The following is a 19,179-nucleotide window of genomic DNA, read 5'->3' as shown; positions in this document are numbered from 1 at the left end:
GAATAAGCATGTCTAATCAAAGTGACCTGTTTGCAGGTCTTGCGGTGGCAATGATCACCCCTTTTAAAAATGGCGAAATCGACGAATCAGGCCTCTGCGCACTGGTCGACTACCATATTGAACAAGGGACTGACACCTTGTGTCCCGTTGGAACAACCGGTGAATCACCGACTCTCTCCCACGACGAACACAAACAGGTAATTTCGATCGTTTGCAAACATGCGGCAGGCAAGATCAAGGTCATGGCGGGCACCGGTTCAAACAGCACCCGCGAAGCCGTCGAATTGACCAAATATGCAGAACAGGCTGGTGTCGATGGCGCTCTGCACGTTGCCCCGTATTACAACAAACCAACTCAGGAAGGCTTTTTCCAGCATTACAAAGCCATCGCCGAATCGGTTGATATTCCGATTGTGATCTACAATATTCCCGGTCGAACGGCTAAGAATATTGAACCTGAAACCATTATTCAGTTAGCTGATATCTCCAATATCGTGGCCGTTAAAGAGTCCACGGGTTCCATGGACCAGGCTTCCCATATTCTCTCTGCCTGCGATCTGGCCGTCCTTTCAGGGGACGACAGCCTGACTCTGCCACTGATGGCACTGGGAGGAAAAGGCGTTGTGTCTGTTGTGGGAAATATCGTTCCAGGCGACGTAAAACAAATGCTGAACGCTTTCAATGCCGGCGATTTGAATCTGGCCCGCGAATGGCACTTTAAGCTGTTCAGTCTCTGCCGTAATCTGCTGGGACTGGCGACGAACCCAATTCCCATTAAAGCGGCAATGCAGTTGCTCGGACGGGACAACGGTGAAGTCAGACTTCCGATGACGCAGCTTGACAGTGCTTCCATGAAGGTTCTGGAAAAAACACTGCAAGATTACGGTCTCCTGTAATCGATTTGCGGCTGAGTCTTTCAGCCTGTCAAAGTCGAAAATGCACGTCACTACTGAGTGAAGGCGTTCAGAAGTGAAAATTTAAGTCAGGCACGTTTCCCATTTGAAAGAGGTATCGCTAGTGATATTTGGTTTTGGAAAATCCCGGGAAGAAGAGGACGATGAGTTCGAAGAAGAAATCGAGCCGGTCTCCTTCCAAGGCGCTTTAAATGGGCAACCAGCAAATCTGAAAGATAATGCGCGACTCGTGAAAGCGGGCCTGATGCCTGCTAAGGATATCATTACCGATGGGCTTGCCCTGCGTGCTGAACTGATAAGGTTTGAGCCAAAAGGGGAACGATATCAGGTTGCCTTTTATGTCGATGGTGTGGCAAACTCCGGCCCCAAACTCTCGAAGCAACAGGGAATGGCGGTCGTCCAGGTGGTTAAGCTGCTCTCAGGGCTGAATATTCAGGAACGAAAACGACCTCAAACCGGAGGTATTGTGGCTGAACTGGAAGAAGTTCCTTACCAGTTACGCGTTACAACGTCTGCCACTCCGGGGGGAGAACGTTTATCAGTCAAAGCCATCAATATGAACCAGCCATTAGACCGCGCTGATGACATTGGGATCACCGATGAAATAAAAGAACGTATTCGGGAACTCAGTAAAGGCCGTAACGGTTTGATCCTGATCAGTGGCCCCCCTAATTCCGGCACCACAACGACTACCGTTGGGATTGTGCGTTCTGTTGATGCTTACCAGTACACAATTTTTGCTCTGGCAGATCCTGAGCACCGCGAGTTGAGCCACATCTCGACCCTCGACAAAAAAGAGGGAGATACGTTTGACGATGACCTGCGCAGAATCATTCGTATGGAAGCGGATATCATCTACCTGAATCCGATTACAGATGAAGCGTACGTCGGCAGTATCCTGAACGTCAAAGATGAAATTACGACGATTGCAGAATTGTCAGCCAAGGATGCGGCCACTGGTTTACTCAAATTCTGCAAATTAGCAGGCAGCGTCGAAAAAGGCGTTGGTGCATTACGCTGCGTCATTGGTCATAAACTGATTCGTACCCTGTGTGATGAATGCAAAGAAGCCTTTCGGCCTAATCCAAAACTCATCGCGAAAATGGGCCTGCCGAAAACCACCAAAATGCTCTATCGTCCCCCGCGTCAAACTGTTGACGATGATGGTAACGAAATCGAACCTTGTGAGAAGTGTGATGGTCTCGGGTACTACGGACGTACCTTGATGCTGGAAATGATCGAGATGACTGATGAAATGAAGAAGTTCATCATCAGCGATCCCGATCCTGCAAAAATCAAAGCATTCGCCAAGAAATCGGAGATGCCCGGCTTCCAGAAAGATGGAATTCGTTTAGTCGCCGAAGGCAAAGTCTCACTGGACGAGTTACAGCGTGCCTTTAAGTCGTAAGCAATTTGTTCTTGGATGATGCGAAGTCCGATTGAGCTTAGCGTCAGGACGGCACTACTGTTACGATTCGTCGCGACTGATGGCCTTTTCAGGAGCTGACGAGCATGGCTTATTTAACGCGCGGTAATCTGACAGGTATTTGCCTGGGGCTGTTGCCTGCGATCGGTTGCACATCCGAAACGAAAATAGAGCTGGAGCAAACGATGAAGTACCGCCGAGAGCAGAAACGGTCTACACAACCATAGCCACCACTGATTCTTCCTAAATTAACACCCCGTCTTTCAACGGCTTCCGGTAGTGTTCATACTTTCCCACCCTGCCATATCTATGCCCTGCGGACTTTCTTTATACAAAATATTGTCCGATTAGGAAGAATATGCCGAAGATTCCGGTTCTGTATGTCGATAAACCAAGTACACACATTGTACTCATGTGTGACCTTGCGTGTGGCTTCCCGAACAAGTCACCGGATTTAGTTTAAGGACAGACTGATCCCAAGGTGTTCCCGGCTCCTGTCTTACCCTGTTTACACGCGTCTCCCCAACAGGTGCCTTTCGACAACTTTTCAATTCCGAGGAAAATCATGGTAATTCGCCAGTTTAAAAATTGGTCAAGTTTAGGAGTTCTGGGTTTAGCATTAATCGGATTAACCAGCACCGGTTGCCAATCCAGTATCGGCGGCCAGACGCTGCCATCTGCTTATTACCTCGATGATGACGTTCAGTACTACCCAGCCGGTCCCGAAGAACAGCTCTACAACCAGCGTGAAGTTCTGGAACAATACAAACTGGAGCGTAAGCTTCAAGAGGATCAATAAATCCTTGTCGCATCCATCTTGAACAGGTACACCTCTTAAAAAAGCGTGCCTGTTCAATCTCCTACCCTTAAACGAAACAGGGGGGACCCTTTCGCGTTCTTATTGCAGTCCATGCGCTGGAACTTCATGGGCTGCATGCGAAAGGAAATTAGCCGGGCATAGAGAACGGGACTCTCGCCCGGCTTTTTTTACGTACCTGACTTCGTACCACTGCTTAGAGCTGTTTCGACATTTTATCTGCCAGCCGAGTCAACGCCGGACTGACATCCGTAGGCTCCAGATGCACGTTGATCACGCTCAAACTGTCCTTATTTGCCAGTGCCGCTTTGATCGCCTTCTCCAAGTCACCTTCGGTGCTGACTTCAAAGCCCCAGCCGCCACCGATCAGGTCGGTAATGTTATGATATTTCCAGTTCGGAATATCGTTAAACGGACCTTCCTGCAGGAAACGCTCGGTGGTGTAGCCTTTATTATTCAGGACAATGACAATCGGGTTGTACCCCAGCTTGAGTGCTGTTGAGAGCTCAAGACAGGTCATCTGAAACGCACCATCACCGACCAGGACAATCGGGCGTAAACTCGGATTAGCCACCTGTGCCCCAATCGAAGCCGGTATCGCAAACCCCATCGAGGTATAATAGGCGGGACTGAGGAATTGTGTGTGCGTACCGATCATCAAATCAACGGCTCCAAACAGACAGTCTCCGACGTCGGTCACTACGACCGTGTGATCACCCAGGATCTCATTGACACTCTCAAACAAGTGCTTTGTGGTAATCGGCTGTGTTGGTTTTACCTTAAAATCAACAGGCTGAGGGCGTACATTGTCCGGTATTTTACGCACGACCACCTTCATTTTTTGCTTACCAATCGCTTTGACAAAATCAGAAAATATCACATCATGGAAGTGATGATAACTGATCCGCAGCTTTTCGCTGGTCGCATAGATACATTTTCCCGGGTCCAGATGTGCCGTGTATATGCCCAGGTTAATATCTGTCATAAACGTTCCCAGTAGAATCACGCAGTCACTCTCTTCGACATACCGCTGGACTTCGTTTCGCCCCATTGCTCCTTCATAAACGCCCAGATAAAGTGGATGAGATTCACTCACGACCGACTTACCTAGAATCGTCGCACACATGGGAATTTTGTGCTGCTCTGCAAACTTCAAAACCTCTTTCCGCAGGCCAAAGCGGTGCACTTCAACCCCCGCGATAATTACCGGCTTTTTGCTTGCCTGGATTAACTCCTCCGCCTCTTCTAGGGACTCACGCAACGCGTTTTTATCGCTGGTCGGCTGATAATCTTCAGGAACATGCGGCATGATGGCTTTTTTGTGAACACAATCGCGAGGCAGCTCCAGATAAACGGGTCGCTTATACCTCACGCAAGCTTCCAGACAACGATCAATTTCCTGAAACGCCGTCAGAGGATCATCAAGCAAAGCGGTTGCCACTGTGATCTTTTCGAAGACATCCCGTTGCGTATGAAAGTCTTTCACGCGATGATGGAGCAGGGGGTCTGTTTCCCGTTCTTCCATTCCCGGGGCACCACTAATGACCACGACGGGTGACTTCTCTGCATAAGCACCGGCGATGGAGTTACACAAACTCAAACCACCAACACAATAGGTGACGCAGACGGCCCCCAACCCATTGACGCGCGCATAACCATCCGCAGCATACCCGGCATTGTCTTCACGCGTTGTCCCAATAATTTGAATCGGGCTCTCTTCGAGCATGCCGTAAAACTGCAGGACAAAGTCTCCCGGTATTCCGAACATCTCGTTGATACCGTAATCCTGCAAACGCTGAATCAGATAACTCCCGATCGTAGGTACTTTGCCGTTGTTCTTTGAAGCGGTACGCTTCGGAGTTTTTTTCGTTGTCGTACGTGGCTTCGCGGTAGGTGCTTTAGACTGGGAGATTGTTTTTCGAGCCGCCATATCAAACCCTTCCTTGCAGAATGAAAATCAACGTAAATACGGTATATGACTCCATATAGTCATTATAACACTATAAACACGTTGATTAAGGGCGATTTTCGTAAATCATTGATATACAATATGATACGGCGGGGCTAGTACATGTCGCTTCTCAGGAATCTGCGAACTTAGCGGCGGATCAGCTTGCGAATACCGCGACGCTCCGCATGTTTTGCAGGCTCAGAACCCTGACCTGGACCAGGTTGACTGGATGCCGATTCGCTATCGAATTGCCCCCAATAGCTGTTCAACAGGCGATAGCAGTCCAGATAACGCTCAGAATCCCAGGCAAACGAGAGCGTGGACACAAGCTTGGTTAACTGCCTGTCGTCCGCTGGAGAGATTTTATGGATCTGCAGATCAACGTCATCGATCCACAAATTGTCTGCTCCCAGTTTTTCAATCAGAATATGGGCATTCGTAATTTGCTGCGAAGGAATATCCTTTACACGAAACAGATATTTTCGCCACTGCTGATCAACAGAAATGATTGCCGATTGTACTTTGAGCTTTCCATTCTGCTCTGCTTCCAATGCAATCCGAACCTGCATGCCTTGGGTATTCGTTTTCATCCAGACACTCATATTCAAATAACGGCAATCCTGCAGCGGGATCACATTCGTTTTGAGAGAATTATTTCCGGGTGCACGATCCAGAAGCAAAGAAACCTTTCCTGAATGCGACTGAGTACGGTCCAGATTCCAGGAATGTGGTTTCTGGTCCTTCGATTCCCAACCTGCCAGAATGTAGTCGCGGGATTTTTGCCCTTCAAAATCAGCCTGCAGGACAACAGCGGTCGCGTCATTCATCGTCTGATGCAAACGAATCAAACTGCGTTTTTTTTGATCGATCTTTGCCTGCAAATTCAATAATTTTTGACTCTCTACCTTGGCATCCACCGAAAGAATTTGAACTTGTGAGTCTTGTATTTCAAACGCCTGAAAATCAAATGCTGCTAACTCAATTGAATAAGAAACACTACCTTGCGACGACTTGATTATTTTGACTTTTTCACCACTCGCCAGTTGAACCACAGGCTTACCTGAAGGCACATTCATTTCAACCGTCACCTGGCAGGCATACGGAAAATCATTGACCAGATAGTAAAAAGTTTTCTCCTTACCACGTGACAAGCGAGCAACCACAGGCTGCTTTGCTACTTGAACCGTTTGGAAAGGCCGCGCCGGCAACATCTGTAACTGTCGGCGGATCGACTGAGTTGCCTGCTCTTGCCCAAAGGGAATCGTCCAGCCACCATCGAACACAAGATAAGGATCCTGTCGTGCGATTGAGTGCACATAACGCATGCGATTGACGGCACCAGCGGGTGATGCCTGCGAGACAAGCCATGTAAATGCAGGTTGCCAGGGAGAAAGCTGGTCAAACTCAGAAATCCGAACTTCTACCGGATGATGATAAAACAGTGTCCCATTGACGCGTGTTTTAAATGCATCATCAACGGTGGGATTCGTATTGAGAATGTGAGCAGTCGCGTTTTTTTGCTGTGTAGAATGGTACTGTTCCGGTCGCAGGACAACTCCATTACTGATTTGATCATAGCCGGAAAAATCAAGCCCCATTTCCATTAAAACAGGCCGAATTTGTGCTCCTGCTTTCAATGAAGAAACCACATCACCCTCTTTACTGTGCGAGGGCACTAACTCTCTGGCAGCAAATACAATTTGTGCATCAGGGCGTGCTTTTAAAAGGATTCCCGCCAACCGTTGATGCAACTCTTTAATTTTCTGACAGCGCCATTGTGTCCATTGCGGAAATGCAGATGTTGTCAAAAACTGATAACGTTTTTGATATTTTTGTGCCCCCGCAGCGGCTGGAACTTTAACGCCGGTCTCTTTTTCAAATCGAGCAACCGTGAAATCATCGTACCCCCAGCTTAAGCCGGGCAACTGGAGATAGCCATTCAAACTCAATTGAACAGCCACACCCCGAAAGGCAGCATGCTGACTGTATCGCGCCACTAATTCACTAAAAATGTTGGCGATTTCGTTCTGAACGCGGGGGTGCAATGGATTATAATAAGGAGCTTGCCCCCTGGGGGCACCTTTTGCATGCATCCAGGTTTGCCCATGCTGATTGACCAGCTCAATTCCCACGGCCTGTTCTGATCCATCCTGAATCAGCTGCTCCAGTCCTGACAGAATTGAAGAGAATTGCAATTCTGGCATCAAGGTCAGCTGCTCACGATCAAAAATCTGAAACAGCATTTCCAACACATCTTTTTGCTGAATATCCTGACCAGAAGAATGATACACACCAGAATCATAACGGGGAGTCGGAGCCAGATACTGAGAAGGGTAAATCGCACTTCCGTCAGCAGAAACAGCGAGCAAGACACTGTTGAAATCGTGATACTTTAAATAAAAGGCCAGTCGATTGCCGGCCTCATAAAATGTTTGCCAATCATCCAGACTGCGATTGCTGCTCTGATCCAGGACTTGTGAGGCACCAAATATTTCCGGCAGCAACGGTTTTTGCAAATACGGGCCTATGAGCCGTTTGTTTTCGATACCCGAACCAGCCACCGGTTTGACATCCTGCTCCGGTAGCGGTAGTTCATAAACCTGCACTCGTGTCACTTCTGCTGGAGTTTCTGTTCCCAGACTGTGAAATAAGAGAATTGGATTCTCGATTTTAGGCCAAAACAATACTTCCGCTTGCTCTTCTCCGGACTCAGACGCGGAAGTTGACACCAGGTTGGCAGCTGTTTGATAAACCCCTGAGTCCACACCAACGGGTACCAACTGGCCTGAAGCATCCGGCTCCAGAATACTGAACCCAACATGACCGTGAGGACGACGGGGGTAACTGATCACCAGACGATGTGGTCGGCCTTGATGACTGAGCTTTAAATGATATGCCGACCAGGGAGCGGAGCGATGCACTGCGTTGTCTGGCTGTGCTCTTGCTTTGAACAGCGACTTGAATGATTTCCGGATGCGTTGGCGGGGGCGTCGGGCAACCAGTTCATGATCATCCTGGGCACCGTTCAGATCAAATTCATCGATGAGCACCTGCCCCTCACGCTGAGAGACACTTTGAGCAAAACGCGGAAACTGACTGGAGATCACAATCAACTGAGTCTCTGCCTGATGTGCTTCTCCCAGTTTAACCACCAGGTTATAGACTCCTTCCTGAGGTGCCTGAACAGACAGAGAGATTCCTGACTTCAGTAAATCATGACGATCCTGTGCTGGAATTGGTTTTGAACCTGATGCAACCAGCTCCTGAGTACGAGAGCGGTAAAGTAACCATTGAAGTTCTGAGCCAACCGTTTCTTCTGAGGTCAGCAGGTACTTGGGAAACGCCTGGACTTGAATAATTTCATCCGGCACAAATACCAGATGGGGTCGATTGATCTTCAAAGCAAAGGCATCACCGGGGGCTTGCTGCACCACCAACTGAGTCCCCGTCTGGGGAATGGCGAGAACCTCTTTTTGTTTGAGAATATCCTGCAGTTCAAACTGATGCTTGACCGTAACGCGCGGATCATTCCGATCCTGCATGACAACCTGCAGTTTTGTTGACAGATTACCGCGGATTTGAAATTCCATACTGTTAAAAACACGGCTGGTGCGAGGCTGATATACAACTTTTGCATCAACTCGTGAAATCACAGTTGCCTCATCCGCATCGACACCCAATGAATTCACTGACACGAATTCACCGTCGGTCAAATCAAAGTGGGCTTTCCAGAGCCGGGGAGTTTTTTCTCCCCATTCCACTCGCAATCTCACGGAGACAGGAGCGTTGGTTTCAGCCCAGGCAAAGGCAGACGCCTGCAGACTGCACAAAAGAAAGATTGAGGTCAGTATCTGAATAGGTTTCACAGAAAACCCGCTATTCCATACCAGAAAATCAGGTATTGTAAGATCGAATGGATGCTGAAAGAGAGGAAGCGAAAAGTGCCAAAACAGGCATATGCGAAATGAGCATTGAAGTGGAGACTGACGAGTATAGTTATTTTTGAGAATCAGCCAAGACCAATTATTTTTTACACGAAGTTCCTCAAAATGGACCTTGAATTCCCCATAATCCTCTTGACGTAATTCCAGAAAAATGTAAAAAAACACATCCTCTCTCAGACAGCTTGCTTTTCTCTCTCAAGAAAAGTGGTTGCAGATGTTTCAATAGTACAAACCGAAGTGAATCAAACTGATTTGCCTGTGAATATTATATTGAAACAACAAATCCTCACTCCTCTCGAATCCAATACCTACCTGGACTGATCATGATGTTAAAAAACGGTTTCTCTCTGGTAAGCGGCATTTTACTCCTCACACTGATGACTGGTTGTGCTTCTCTTGTTGAAACACAAGCCATTGAACAGTTTGCCAAAGCAATCGAAAATGAGGATCTCAAAACGCTGAAACATCACAGCACGATGAAATTTTCAAAAGTGGCCCTCAGAAACCCCTCTTCAATGGATGACTTGAAAATCCTCAAGATTCCAACGGGAGAAACCACGGTCGTCGAAATCAAAGACCTTTCCGACAATCACAAACAAGTCGTTGTGGAAGTTGGAAAAAACAAAAAGAAGCTGCTCTATGATCTGAAAAAAGTGACCAAAACAGGTGAGTGGATCGTTGATGACCTTTACATCAACCAGAAACAGAAAAATTTGAATGTCATGAAATCGGTTACCGAGCAGATGGATCTGCTGTTAACGGTTCGTGAATTCGTAGCCGCCTGGGAAACTGGAAATCGAGACGATATCCTGGCGACAACAGATGGTGAATTCAAAGAAGTTCTGGAAGAACTGCATCCAGGATTCCTGGCGAAACTCTCAAAGAAAGTTGCTGGGGAATCCGGGAAGTCGAAAAAACAACGCCCCGACGCACAGTTAGACAAAGATATTGCCATTGTCACACTCCCTCGACGTTCAGGCGAGATGATTATTTCCATGAAACTGAAAGAGGGGAAATGGAAAGCGACCGATGTTGCCGTCGAATCAAAGACTGATGGGAAACATGTGAATTCAGCCCATAAACAGGCCAAGATGCTCTTAGCCATCAGTAACTTTCTCGATGCTTACAACAAGAACAATAAGGATGAACTCAAAACATATTCTGCCAGCCAGTTCTACCGCGGCAGCTTGGATTTTGGCGACCTGAGCATCGCCCCTTTACCTGAAACGCATGCTGCCGCTACCGATTACGAATTGAAGATTGAAGGAAATCTTGCCAATTTCGTAACCCATATCCAGGGAAAAATGGTTAACTTATCGGTGATTAAAGTTGAGTCCGATGAAATTGATATCCCAGAAAAATATCTCGTAGAAGAAGTCACCCTGTTTCAGGATCAAGGCAATCAGCAAATTACGCTGACTTCGCTATTCTCTTCTCGTGCGATTGCACAGTTATTCAGTGAAGCACTCTCGAATCGGGATCTTACGATTCTTGATTTCAGCTCAACACCAGACTTTTCTGCTCGCGTCTGGAAAAAAGTGATACCCAAACTGGCTGCACAGTTGCCAGTACAAGAAATCACAGAGTCGGGCTTTTCGATTCTAGATATCAAATTCAATGGCGCTGTCACGAAAGTCTCTGTCAGACAAGGAAACCTCCCCTTAACCTATATCTTGCGTGAGCATCTCGGCAAACTTTTAGTTGATGATGTTCAAGTGGATCTTAAAGGTAGACCCGCGTCTGTCAAAGAGACACTGGAGTTGATGGTTCAGGTTCAAAATTATGCATACTACATGCACGAAGAAAACATCGGGAAATTGCAACGGCATTCCTCACGCGATTTCAATGAGCTGGTCTGGCGTCAGGTAGGTCAGGTTCCTCAGACTCAGTACGAGATCCCCGAATTACTAATGTCGAAACTGACGAGTCTGGAGCGGAATGAAAACGAAGGGTTCGCGCGGATTCAAGTAGGCGACAAGCACCAGGGAGCCACAGTGATTCTGAAAAAACAATATGATCAATATGTGATTGACGATATTATGGTCAATTCCGATAAGGTTGCATCCAGTTATGTCTCGGCCAAAAAAGAACTGCGACTAGCAATGGCCGCCACCCCCGGAACTCTCAAACAAACTACGGTTCCGGCAGCCTTCACCATTTCAAATATGACGGAAGAAGAGAAGCCACAGGTTCCGGTGATTGAACCTGCCGCTTTTGATTTGCCGCAAGAGGAACCTTAAAAGGGATCAATCGGACCGTCTTCGTTTTCCGAACTCAGATAACGAATATGTTTGTGGATACCAACATTCACACTCTGATAGCGGGACTTTAAATGGCCGGTATCAAACAGATCTTCTCGCAAGAGCTCCAAGTCATCGGAACCGACAGCATTGTTAAAGATCTTGGAGAGGTAGTCGATACCCAGCTTCGATGGTTGGTATCGGTGTTCGTCATAAAAAGAGGGATGCAACAAGCGTGGATGAATTCCGCGCCAGGAGTCACGTAGGGCATTTCCATTAATCGAACTGACATGGAACCCCTGTTCTTCATTCCATTGCAGGATCGCGACATAGTTGTTTTGACGTTGCACAAGCAGATCAACTGCTTTTCCCCCTAGCTGCGTCGCATAATATCGGTCAAAACGAATTGGTCGTCCGCCCCGTTGCGTATGACCAATTTTACGTGTGAATGTTGCCGCGGCAGCCTGTTCATGACGCTTGCGTGAAACAAAATAATGATCGCCCATTGATTCGATGAGCATGTTCTGCAGCACTTCCGCAGCCCCGCTAAAGATCACGTTCCCTGCCGGGTCTACGCTCTGCGAGATATCACCTAAACGTTTCCCCTCCTGGTCACGTAATCCTTCGCCGATCACAATCACGACATTTTTCTGTGCATCATAGAGATCGCGTACGCGGCGTTCAAACCGTTCGAAATCTAAAGGAATTTCGGGGATCAGAATAATATCAGGTTGTCCATAGGCCGCCCCTAATGCAAGATAACCTGATTCTCTCCCCATCACTTCCACAATCGCAATCCGACGATGGCTTTCTGCCGTCGTGCGGATACGTTGAATTCCCTGCACACAGACATACACCGCAGTGGCATATCCTGGAGTGGCAAAATTGACGATGTCTTCCAGATCCAGATCCTGCTTGCTCGGTAATTTCCGGAAGGTTTCCTTTTTACTTTCAGGATCTACCTCGCGCACCCATTCATTGGGTTCATCCAAATAATTCAAACCCAGATCGTTATCAATTGTTTTCGGAGCCAGAACGCAAGGCATGAATTGAGAAATCGGCTGCATCCCATTCAGCGTTCCATCTCCGCCAATACAGATCAAACCTTCGATTCCTAATTGATCTAGGCGTTTCTTGACTACCTGCAGTTCCCCCGCGTGAGAATCATCAATATAAGTTCGAGAAGAGCCTAGAATCGTCCCACCACAACGGGGATCAAGCTCTGGAATTGTTGAATACAGTGGATTAAGCCGCAGATGGGGCACATTCGGGTCGAGCAATCCACCAAAGCCTTTAATAATCCCTACGACTTCGACTCGAAGTTCATTGGCTCGTTCGACGGCTCCATAAATGGTCGCATTCAAAGCCGGTGTGTCTCCACCTGCTGTTAAGAGGGCAATCCGACGCATATTGATTCTTTCATGCTGAACTTCGGGTTGGTCGTTGAAAACATCGTTGTTTTCAGCGTGTTCGCTTTTTGCCAAGTCACTTCGACTTTGATTTGTAGAGTGTGAATCTCTATTTACCCTTCAGGCAGATTTGCGATAATGATTGCGATCTGATTACTATAACATAGTCAGAAAGTTCTTCAGTAATCTGGTATCGGATTATGATATAGTTCCATCCAGAATTCATGTGATATATGAGAAATCTCGTAAACTCATTTATCAAATAGTAATCCACACGAAACCCCTTAGCTTCTTATTTTACCCAGTCTCTTCGAGTTCCGTGACATGTGAGGTGTTACATGAAATATGTTATCGGTTGTTTTTTCTCTGCAGTATTAGGCAGCTTGCTTGTCTCTTCCATTGAATCACCATCTTCTCTCTGGATTACCGCTTCCGAAGCACAAGTCCCTTTGAAACCAAGCGGCCCGCGGATTATCCCTCCTACACCGCTGTCTCCTGCAGTCTCAAAGCCCACTACGAATAAATTGGGAGAGGCACATCGGCAGAACTTATTCAATGAGCGCGGACTGTCGCCTGAAGAAGAAATCAATGTCAGCGTCTATGAGAAATTGAATAAGAGCGTTGTTCACATCACAACGAAGAGCACAAAAACAGATGGATTTTTCTTATTGGAATACGACACCGAGGGAGCGGGCTCAGGTGCCATCATTGATAAAGCGGGGCATATTTTAACGAATTACCATGTCATCGAAGACGCGAAACAAGTTAACGTCACGTTATTCAATGGCAAGTCCTACTCGGCGACGTTTGTTGGCGCTGATGCCATTAATGATATCGCAGTGATCAAAATCGATGAAGCCCCCCAAACACTAAAGCCCGTGACAATGGGTGATTCCAGTCAACTCAAAGTTGGCCAGCGGGTCTTTGCGATTGGAAATCCGTTTGGCCTGGAACGAACCATGACTTGCGGTATTATTTCCAGCCTGAACCGGTCACTCAAACTGCGCGGAAATCGCACGATCAACTCCATCATTCAAATCGATGCCGCCGTCAACCCCGGGAACTCCGGTGGCCCGTTACTCAACTCTCATGGCCAGTTAATCGGCATTAATACGGCGATTGCCAGCAGCACCGGCCAGAGCTCAGGTATCGGATTTGCAATTCCCTCGAATCTGGTCGCGCGCGTTGCCCCACAGCTTGTGACGCACGGCCATATGATCCATCCGGAAATCGGAATTCAACGAGTTTACGAAACCGAACAGGGATTACTTGTGGCCAAATTGACTCCGGGAGGCCCCGCCGAAAAAGCAGGCTTACGGGGACCTAAAATTGAGCGACAGAGAAGGGGGCTGATTGTCATCGAACGCGTGGATCGCACCGCGGCTGACCTGATTGTGGCGGTGGACAAAAACCAGATCAAAACGGCTGCTGACTTTTTGGACTACATCGAAAGCCAAAAGCCGGGAGACACGGTGATCGTGACGGTTCTGAGAGGGAAAGAACAAACACCGACAAAAATCACTGTGAAATTGACGGCCAGCCAGCCAAATCGGAAATGAAAAAAGGTTTCCTGAAAGATAGATTCAGGAAACCTTTGATGTGTCTTGTCGCGGAGTAGATTTAGTTCAATACAGGCTCAACGTTGATACGCCGACCTTCTTTGTCGAAATAAACCTTGCCTTCAACCAGAGAAAAGATGGTATAGTCTCGTCCTAAACCAACATTTTTTCCGGGATGCCATTTGGTACCACATTGCCGTGCGATAATGTTTCCAGCGAGGACGCTTTCACCACCGAATTTTTTAATTCCGCGGCGTTGTGCTTGTGAATCGCGTCCGTTACGACTGGATCCTTGTCCCTTCTTATGAGCCATTGCTTTTATCCTCAGGTAGCAAAAGTTGCCCACTAATGGGGCGAATTCAATAAAAGATGTTATTTGAGGCAGTATCTTGGCGAATCAGGCCTGAACTTGCAAGAGATAATCGGTTTTCCAGACAACTTCCTGCTATTTTCCAGTAAGAAACCAGAGATTCAGGGCGTTGCCTTTGTGGAATCATCGATATTCAGCTCTTTTGCAGCAATTTCTGGATCATTAGACAGGTAAGCCCAATAGGGTCTGCCTTTAGGGCGAAATTCGCGTTCCTGCTGACCGAACTCATCGCCGGGCCGCCAATACTGCTGCACGAGCACTTTTCGCCGGGTTAACTTTTTGCCATCAGGGCCATCTACTATTTTGTAACCATTGGAAAGCCCTGAAAACAACAGCGTAAAGTAATCCGTACTCGAATCGACGCCTGTCCAAGTACAAACACCATAGATTGCTTGTTCGCCTTTGGAATCAGCGGGAGTAAGAGGGGGGAGCTCACCGATAATATCAACTGCGTTTTTGAATTGCCTGCGTTCCCGTTTGTTAATAATCGCTTCGGCTTCGGGAAGAATCTGGTTGGGATAGCTTTTTTGCTGGCCATTGTCGTTCGTAATCAGTGTCACTTCGGGAACAAACAATGCCGGTCCTGGTGGAGGGACCTCAGCATTTTCCGGTGTAAATTCATCTTTATCACTCGGACGCTCAATCGGTCGCAGCACACACTTGTAGACAATATACCAGACGAGCGTTTTCTCTTTTTTGCCCGTCTTGAGGTTTGTCAAATCCATTCGAGCCATTCGCATGGGCTTAAACGTCGCATCGAGCACCCACAGCGATTTCTGAGCGGCACGTTCTTCCCCCGTAGCCGTGATGTCGGCCTTGATCGAAAATCCACGATTCAATGTCTTCTGTTGAGCAAAGCTCTGATTTCCCACAGAAGTAAGAGCCAGACAACCACAAAACAGGGCTGCCAGAACGGATTGTCTCAGAGAATGACGCATGAAATACCCCAGGGCGGCTGACGATTCAAGGTTGTGTACGGTTTTCGAAAGTATCAGTATATCGACTCAGTGATCCAGATTCCCGCAAAAGCTTGCTGAATCAAAGAGAAATTCTTATTGAGCTGAAACAACGAGGCTTCCACTCCAAGATGCGCCTCACTGAAACCAAGACCTGCACATTGGAACAGACAAACTAACTCTTGCAGCATCGCAATCGAGTCTGATTCGCCCATACTGACTATATCAGTGGTTTGAATGGGTGGTCAAGCTTTTGATTTACGATCTCAGTGAATTCATCGGCAAAAGCAGGCCGGAACTGTGGTTTGAGACAACGATAAGATCGTTTCCTGGAATTCCGATGCTGCCAGCAGTTCCAAGATGACCAAAGAAGGAATCACTGGATCGTTGACCCAGAAGGGAAAAGACGAACAAGCAGCATAACCACTACAGACGGCTGAGCATCAGCCTGGCTCTCTCGATGCAGATGACTTAATGCAAGTCATGCCCTGTGAGCTGATGTTCAATTTCATCGGCATGGTGTGCCACTGCCATCACACTCTTGCGAATGTCGTCCGCACCAACAGAAGAGCGGGGAAACGTATCAACCATCACAAACTTCGATTCGTCATTGACTTCACGAATCGAAATCCCGCCGTGCGAGATTTCTGCATTCAACCTGAGTGCTTCTTCATAGTATTCCGGTTGCGCATCACAACAGGTGCTGTAAATCAACAAGAGTCGCTCCTGCATCTGATGATCACTCGGTTCGATGAAAACCGTCTGTCTTCGTTTCGCAGCTTGTTTGACTTCCAAAATGTACTGCGAACCATCTCTAACCCAAGAGACATTCTGATTGTTGCCAAATGCCTCATGCAGCATCGCCTCGATATTTTGAACCTGTCCCAGAACCGCATTCAGATAGAGTGCCGCCATGAAACCATTTTGAAATCGATTGGCGGGGCTCTTGTCTAACATCAGTGAAACACATTCCGATATTTCCAAAGGAATCTCGGGGCAAAAATCACGCACGCTTGGTGCAGGTTGAGACGTCACGTCCTGAATCAGTGAATTGAAAGTCTCACCTCGATGGGGAAGCTGTCCCGTTAATAAGACAAAAAAGCAGACCCCCAGCGAGTAGACATCAGAGGTCGCAGTAGCAGCACTCCCCTGAAATAACTCTGGCGCCATATAATTGGGCGTGCCTGCCAGATATTGCGATGCAGCTCTGTCGTCAGCTGTAATCCGTTTCGCGAGGCCAAAATCAGCGATCTTCGGAACTCCAGATGTGGTCAGGAGGATATTTTCCAGCTTCAAGTCCTGATGGATAATTCCTTTGGCATGCGCGGTTCCCAGGCCGGAAGCCACCTGTGCTATCAAAGAGGTCGCATGAAGTGCACTCAAAGGCCCATCTTCGCGCACCACGCGACCTAAAGCCCGGCCGGCAATCAACTCCATTTCAAGAAAACGATAGCCGCGTTCTTCTCCAATTGCATGGGCGGTAACAATATTGGGATGATTCAAGGTCGCAACGGAGCGGCCTTCGTGCAGAAAACGTCGGACATAATCAGGATCACGCTCCGCCAGTCGCGGCTTAAGGATTTTCAGGGCACAACGTCTTCCCAAATCACGATGCGTTGCCAGATAGACCATTCCCATCCCACCACGACCAATCATCGACTTGCATTGATAGACGTGCAGATCGGTCCCGGCAATCGGATCGTCCAGATCGGTCTCTGGTTCCAACTGCTCTGAAAGTCGGTCCGCCAGATCATGTGTCACAATGGTTTCCTCTAAATCGGAAATCATCACCCCATCGACTTTGGCATCACACGTGGGACAGTGCTCGACTCCTGCCTCTTGAAAAAAGGTCGAATTGCAATTGGCGCAATAATGCAACTGGCAGTTTTGCTCGGCTGTATCCTCTTCAAGATCTTGATCTGGTAACATTTCTGAAACTTGCTCGACAGAACAGATAGCATCTGTAGTTAATGACTCGTTCATAAATCTGGCCCTGCTAATATCATACCCGGTTTTGAGGTAAAAGCGATAACGAGTTCTCTCTGAGAAGGGATTGCTGCACTCTCTTATTCGCTCTGGAAGACTCATTATTTGCACGGAATCTCCTTTTTCCTGAAAAAAACTCGAATTCGCGCTTCTGAAATGGGACTATAAAGACATAGACTGAAAGGCAAGGGGCTGATGTGCTATTTCATTATATCAGGGACCCTATACCATTTGACTGATACAATTTACGTCGACCACACCGTTTTAGACATGCTGAAACAGTCAACCAACCAATCACCCTGAAGCAGAAATTCTCTATGACCGCTCCTGATAATACTCCTTCCGATGATCCGGAATCCGATTTGACGGACCTGGAATTCTTAGATAACCCGGATGCCGAAAAGGGAGCGATCTCCTCAGCCCCCGATCAAGCCGCAACCGAACTCGACCAGGTCTTCCAGAACGCATTACAGACCGCACGCTCTGAAGAGAAAACCAAAACGAACCGCCTTTCAAGGAAACCGCCGGGGCCCGGTTTGTTTGAATCGATCTGTTGGATGTTCGGTGTCTTTGGTGCGCATTTCGCGGGTATCATGCTCTTTATCGTCGGCGCATTTATTTATTTGATGACGACATCCAATCTGGGACAGAACGCGGCCACAATTCAAAAACATCTCAAGGAATTTTTTGAAAATCATCCGCTTGAGATGGCGGGAGTCGAGCAGGGCATCTTTGTCTTAATCGCCATCGTTGCCATTAGTCTGCGACTGGGCAAAGGGGTTTTAGCTAAAATCAATTTGCAACCCTTTTCCGTCTCAACAGGATTGTTATTGCTCATTTCCGTTTTACCCTTGTCCATGCTTTCGGGCGAATTTTACCGCGTCGCCTTCGATGCCTGGAGCACGTTCGCCGAACAGATTCCCTTGTTGAAACGGTTCAACGAGTTGCAAACGATGGAAATGGTCAAGCAGATGGCCGAAAACAGTCCCCTGTGGGCACTGATACTGGTGATTGCCGTCTTTCCTGCCATCGGAGAAGAAATTGTCTTTCGCGGCGTGATTGGTCGCGGACTTCTGGCGCGCTGGGGATTGATACCTGGAATTCTGATTACATCGATCATGTTTGGTCTCGTACATGCACATCCCGCTCATGTGATCGCGGTCATTCCCTTAGGGATGTTCATGCATTTTGCGTACTACGTCACGCGGAGCTTCTGGGCGCCGATGCTAGTCCATTTCCTGAACAATGCCTTTGCCGTTTCCATGGCGAAATTGGTCACTGAACTTCCCGATCAAGCCGCGAAACTGGGCGATGAAACACAGGCCGTCCACCCGCTGATTACTGTAGCGGCGGCGCTGTTCGTTGCAGTCGTTTGCGTTTACCTCTGGAAGACACGAGCGAAATACGTCACGCCGTCGGGCAGCGAATGGACTCCCGGTTATATTTCGAACGAACGACCGCCGTCCGAAGAAAATGTCACACTCGAGCGAAAGCCAGCCGCCCTGGGATATTACCCTGGTTTGGCTCTGCTCTATCTGAACTTCCTGGCGATGATGGGGCTGTTCGGATTGCAGTAAGCATCCACCGATCGCGTAAGCACAGAGCAT

At 47.9% G+C, this 19,179-nt stretch carries 13 protein-coding genes; 7 read left to right on the top strand and 6 right to left on the bottom strand.

What is annotated here, in order from left to right; genetic code table 11:
* Positions 1-8 precede the first annotated feature (8 nt).
* From dapA to AAC022_RS03625, 4 genes are all read left to right on the top strand, one after another.
* The gene (gene dapA / locus AAC022_RS03640; RefSeq protein WP_339728078.1) at positions 9-896 is read left to right on the top strand and encodes a 4-hydroxy-tetrahydrodipicolinate synthase; all 888 of its coding nucleotides are present in this window, start codon (positions 9-11) and stop codon (positions 894-896) included.
* A 121-nt stretch (positions 897-1,017) separates the two neighbouring features.
* Complete coding sequence (locus AAC022_RS03635; protein ID WP_339728077.1) at positions 1,018-2,322, top strand: ATPase, T2SS/T4P/T4SS family; 1,305 nt, start codon at positions 1,018-1,020, stop codon at positions 2,320-2,322.
* Positions 2,323-2,426: 104 nt separating this feature from the next.
* Positions 2,427-2,567, top strand: a complete 141-nt coding sequence (locus AAC022_RS03630) for a hypothetical protein (protein WP_339728076.1) — start codon at positions 2,427-2,429, stop codon at positions 2,565-2,567.
* 338 nt (positions 2,568-2,905) lie between these two features.
* The gene (locus AAC022_RS03625) at positions 2,906-3,139 is read left to right on the top strand and encodes a hypothetical protein (protein ID WP_339728075.1); all 234 of its coding nucleotides are present in this window, start codon (positions 2,906-2,908) and stop codon (positions 3,137-3,139) included.
* 214 nt (positions 3,140-3,353) lie between these two features.
* Here the strand turns inward: AAC022_RS03625 and AAC022_RS03620 are convergent, their stop codons facing one another.
* Complete coding sequence (locus tag AAC022_RS03620; RefSeq protein ID WP_339728072.1) at positions 3,354-5,087, bottom strand: thiamine pyrophosphate-binding protein; 1,734 nt, start codon at positions 5,085-5,087, stop codon at positions 3,354-3,356.
* Between the two features lie 167 nt (positions 5,088-5,254).
* Positions 5,255-8,974: a family 10 glycosylhydrolase gene (locus tag AAC022_RS03615; protein ID WP_339728071.1), complete on the bottom strand. Its 3,720-nt coding sequence runs from the start codon at positions 8,972-8,974 to the stop codon at positions 5,255-5,257.
* A 401-nt stretch (positions 8,975-9,375) separates the two neighbouring features.
* Between AAC022_RS03615 and AAC022_RS03610 the strand changes: the two genes are divergently transcribed.
* Positions 9,376-11,292: a hypothetical protein gene (locus AAC022_RS03610; protein WP_339728070.1), complete on the top strand. Its 1,917-nt coding sequence runs from the start codon at positions 9,376-9,378 to the stop codon at positions 11,290-11,292.
* Here AAC022_RS03610 and AAC022_RS03605 read toward each other — a convergent pair.
* Positions 11,289-12,701: a 6-phosphofructokinase gene (locus AAC022_RS03605; protein WP_339728069.1), complete on the bottom strand. Its 1,413-nt coding sequence runs from the start codon at positions 12,699-12,701 to the stop codon at positions 11,289-11,291. The two genes, AAC022_RS03610 and AAC022_RS03605, sit on opposite strands and share 4 nt — an antisense overlap.
* A 338-nt stretch (positions 12,702-13,039) precedes the next feature.
* On the opposite strand from AAC022_RS03605, the gene AAC022_RS03600 reads away from it, so the two are divergent.
* Positions 13,040-14,260 carry a trypsin-like peptidase domain-containing protein gene (locus AAC022_RS03600; protein ID WP_339728068.1) on the top strand — a complete coding sequence of 407 codons (1,221 nt, stop codon included), beginning with the start codon at positions 13,040-13,042 and terminating at the stop codon, positions 14,258-14,260.
* 61 nt (positions 14,261-14,321) lie between these two features.
* Here the strand turns inward: AAC022_RS03600 and rpmA are convergent, their stop codons facing one another.
* The 3 genes from rpmA to AAC022_RS03585 all read right to left on the bottom strand — a co-directional run bounded on the left by rpmA (position 14,322) and on the right by AAC022_RS03585 (position 17,515).
* On the bottom strand, positions 14,322-14,573 hold the full coding sequence (gene rpmA, locus AAC022_RS03595; RefSeq protein ID WP_339728067.1) for a 50S ribosomal protein L27: 252 nt from the start codon (positions 14,571-14,573) through the stop codon (positions 14,322-14,324).
* Positions 14,574-14,731: 158 nt separating this feature from the next.
* Entirely contained in the window at positions 14,732-15,568 is an 837-nt protein-coding gene (locus AAC022_RS03590; protein ID WP_339728066.1) for a hypothetical protein, read from the bottom strand.
* Positions 15,569-16,057: 489 nt separating this feature from the next.
* Positions 16,058-17,515 (bottom strand): serine/threonine-protein kinase, encoded by a 1,458-nt coding sequence (locus AAC022_RS03585; protein WP_339728065.1) that lies wholly within the window; start codon positions 17,513-17,515, stop codon positions 16,058-16,060.
* Between the two features lie 374 nt (positions 17,516-17,889).
* Between AAC022_RS03585 and AAC022_RS03580 the strand changes: the two genes are divergently transcribed.
* Complete coding sequence (locus AAC022_RS03580) at positions 17,890-19,149, top strand: CPBP family intramembrane glutamic endopeptidase (RefSeq protein ID WP_339728064.1); 1,260 nt, start codon at positions 17,890-17,892, stop codon at positions 19,147-19,149.
* Positions 19,150-19,179: the final 30 nt, after the last annotated feature.

Origin of the sequence: uncultured Gimesia sp., assembly GCF_963976445.1 — a bacterium.
GTDB lineage: Bacteria > Planctomycetota > Planctomycetia > Planctomycetales > Planctomycetaceae > Gimesia.
The sequence above is the reverse complement of the archived record's forward strand: the minus strand, read 5'-3'. Positions and strand labels throughout refer to the sequence as shown.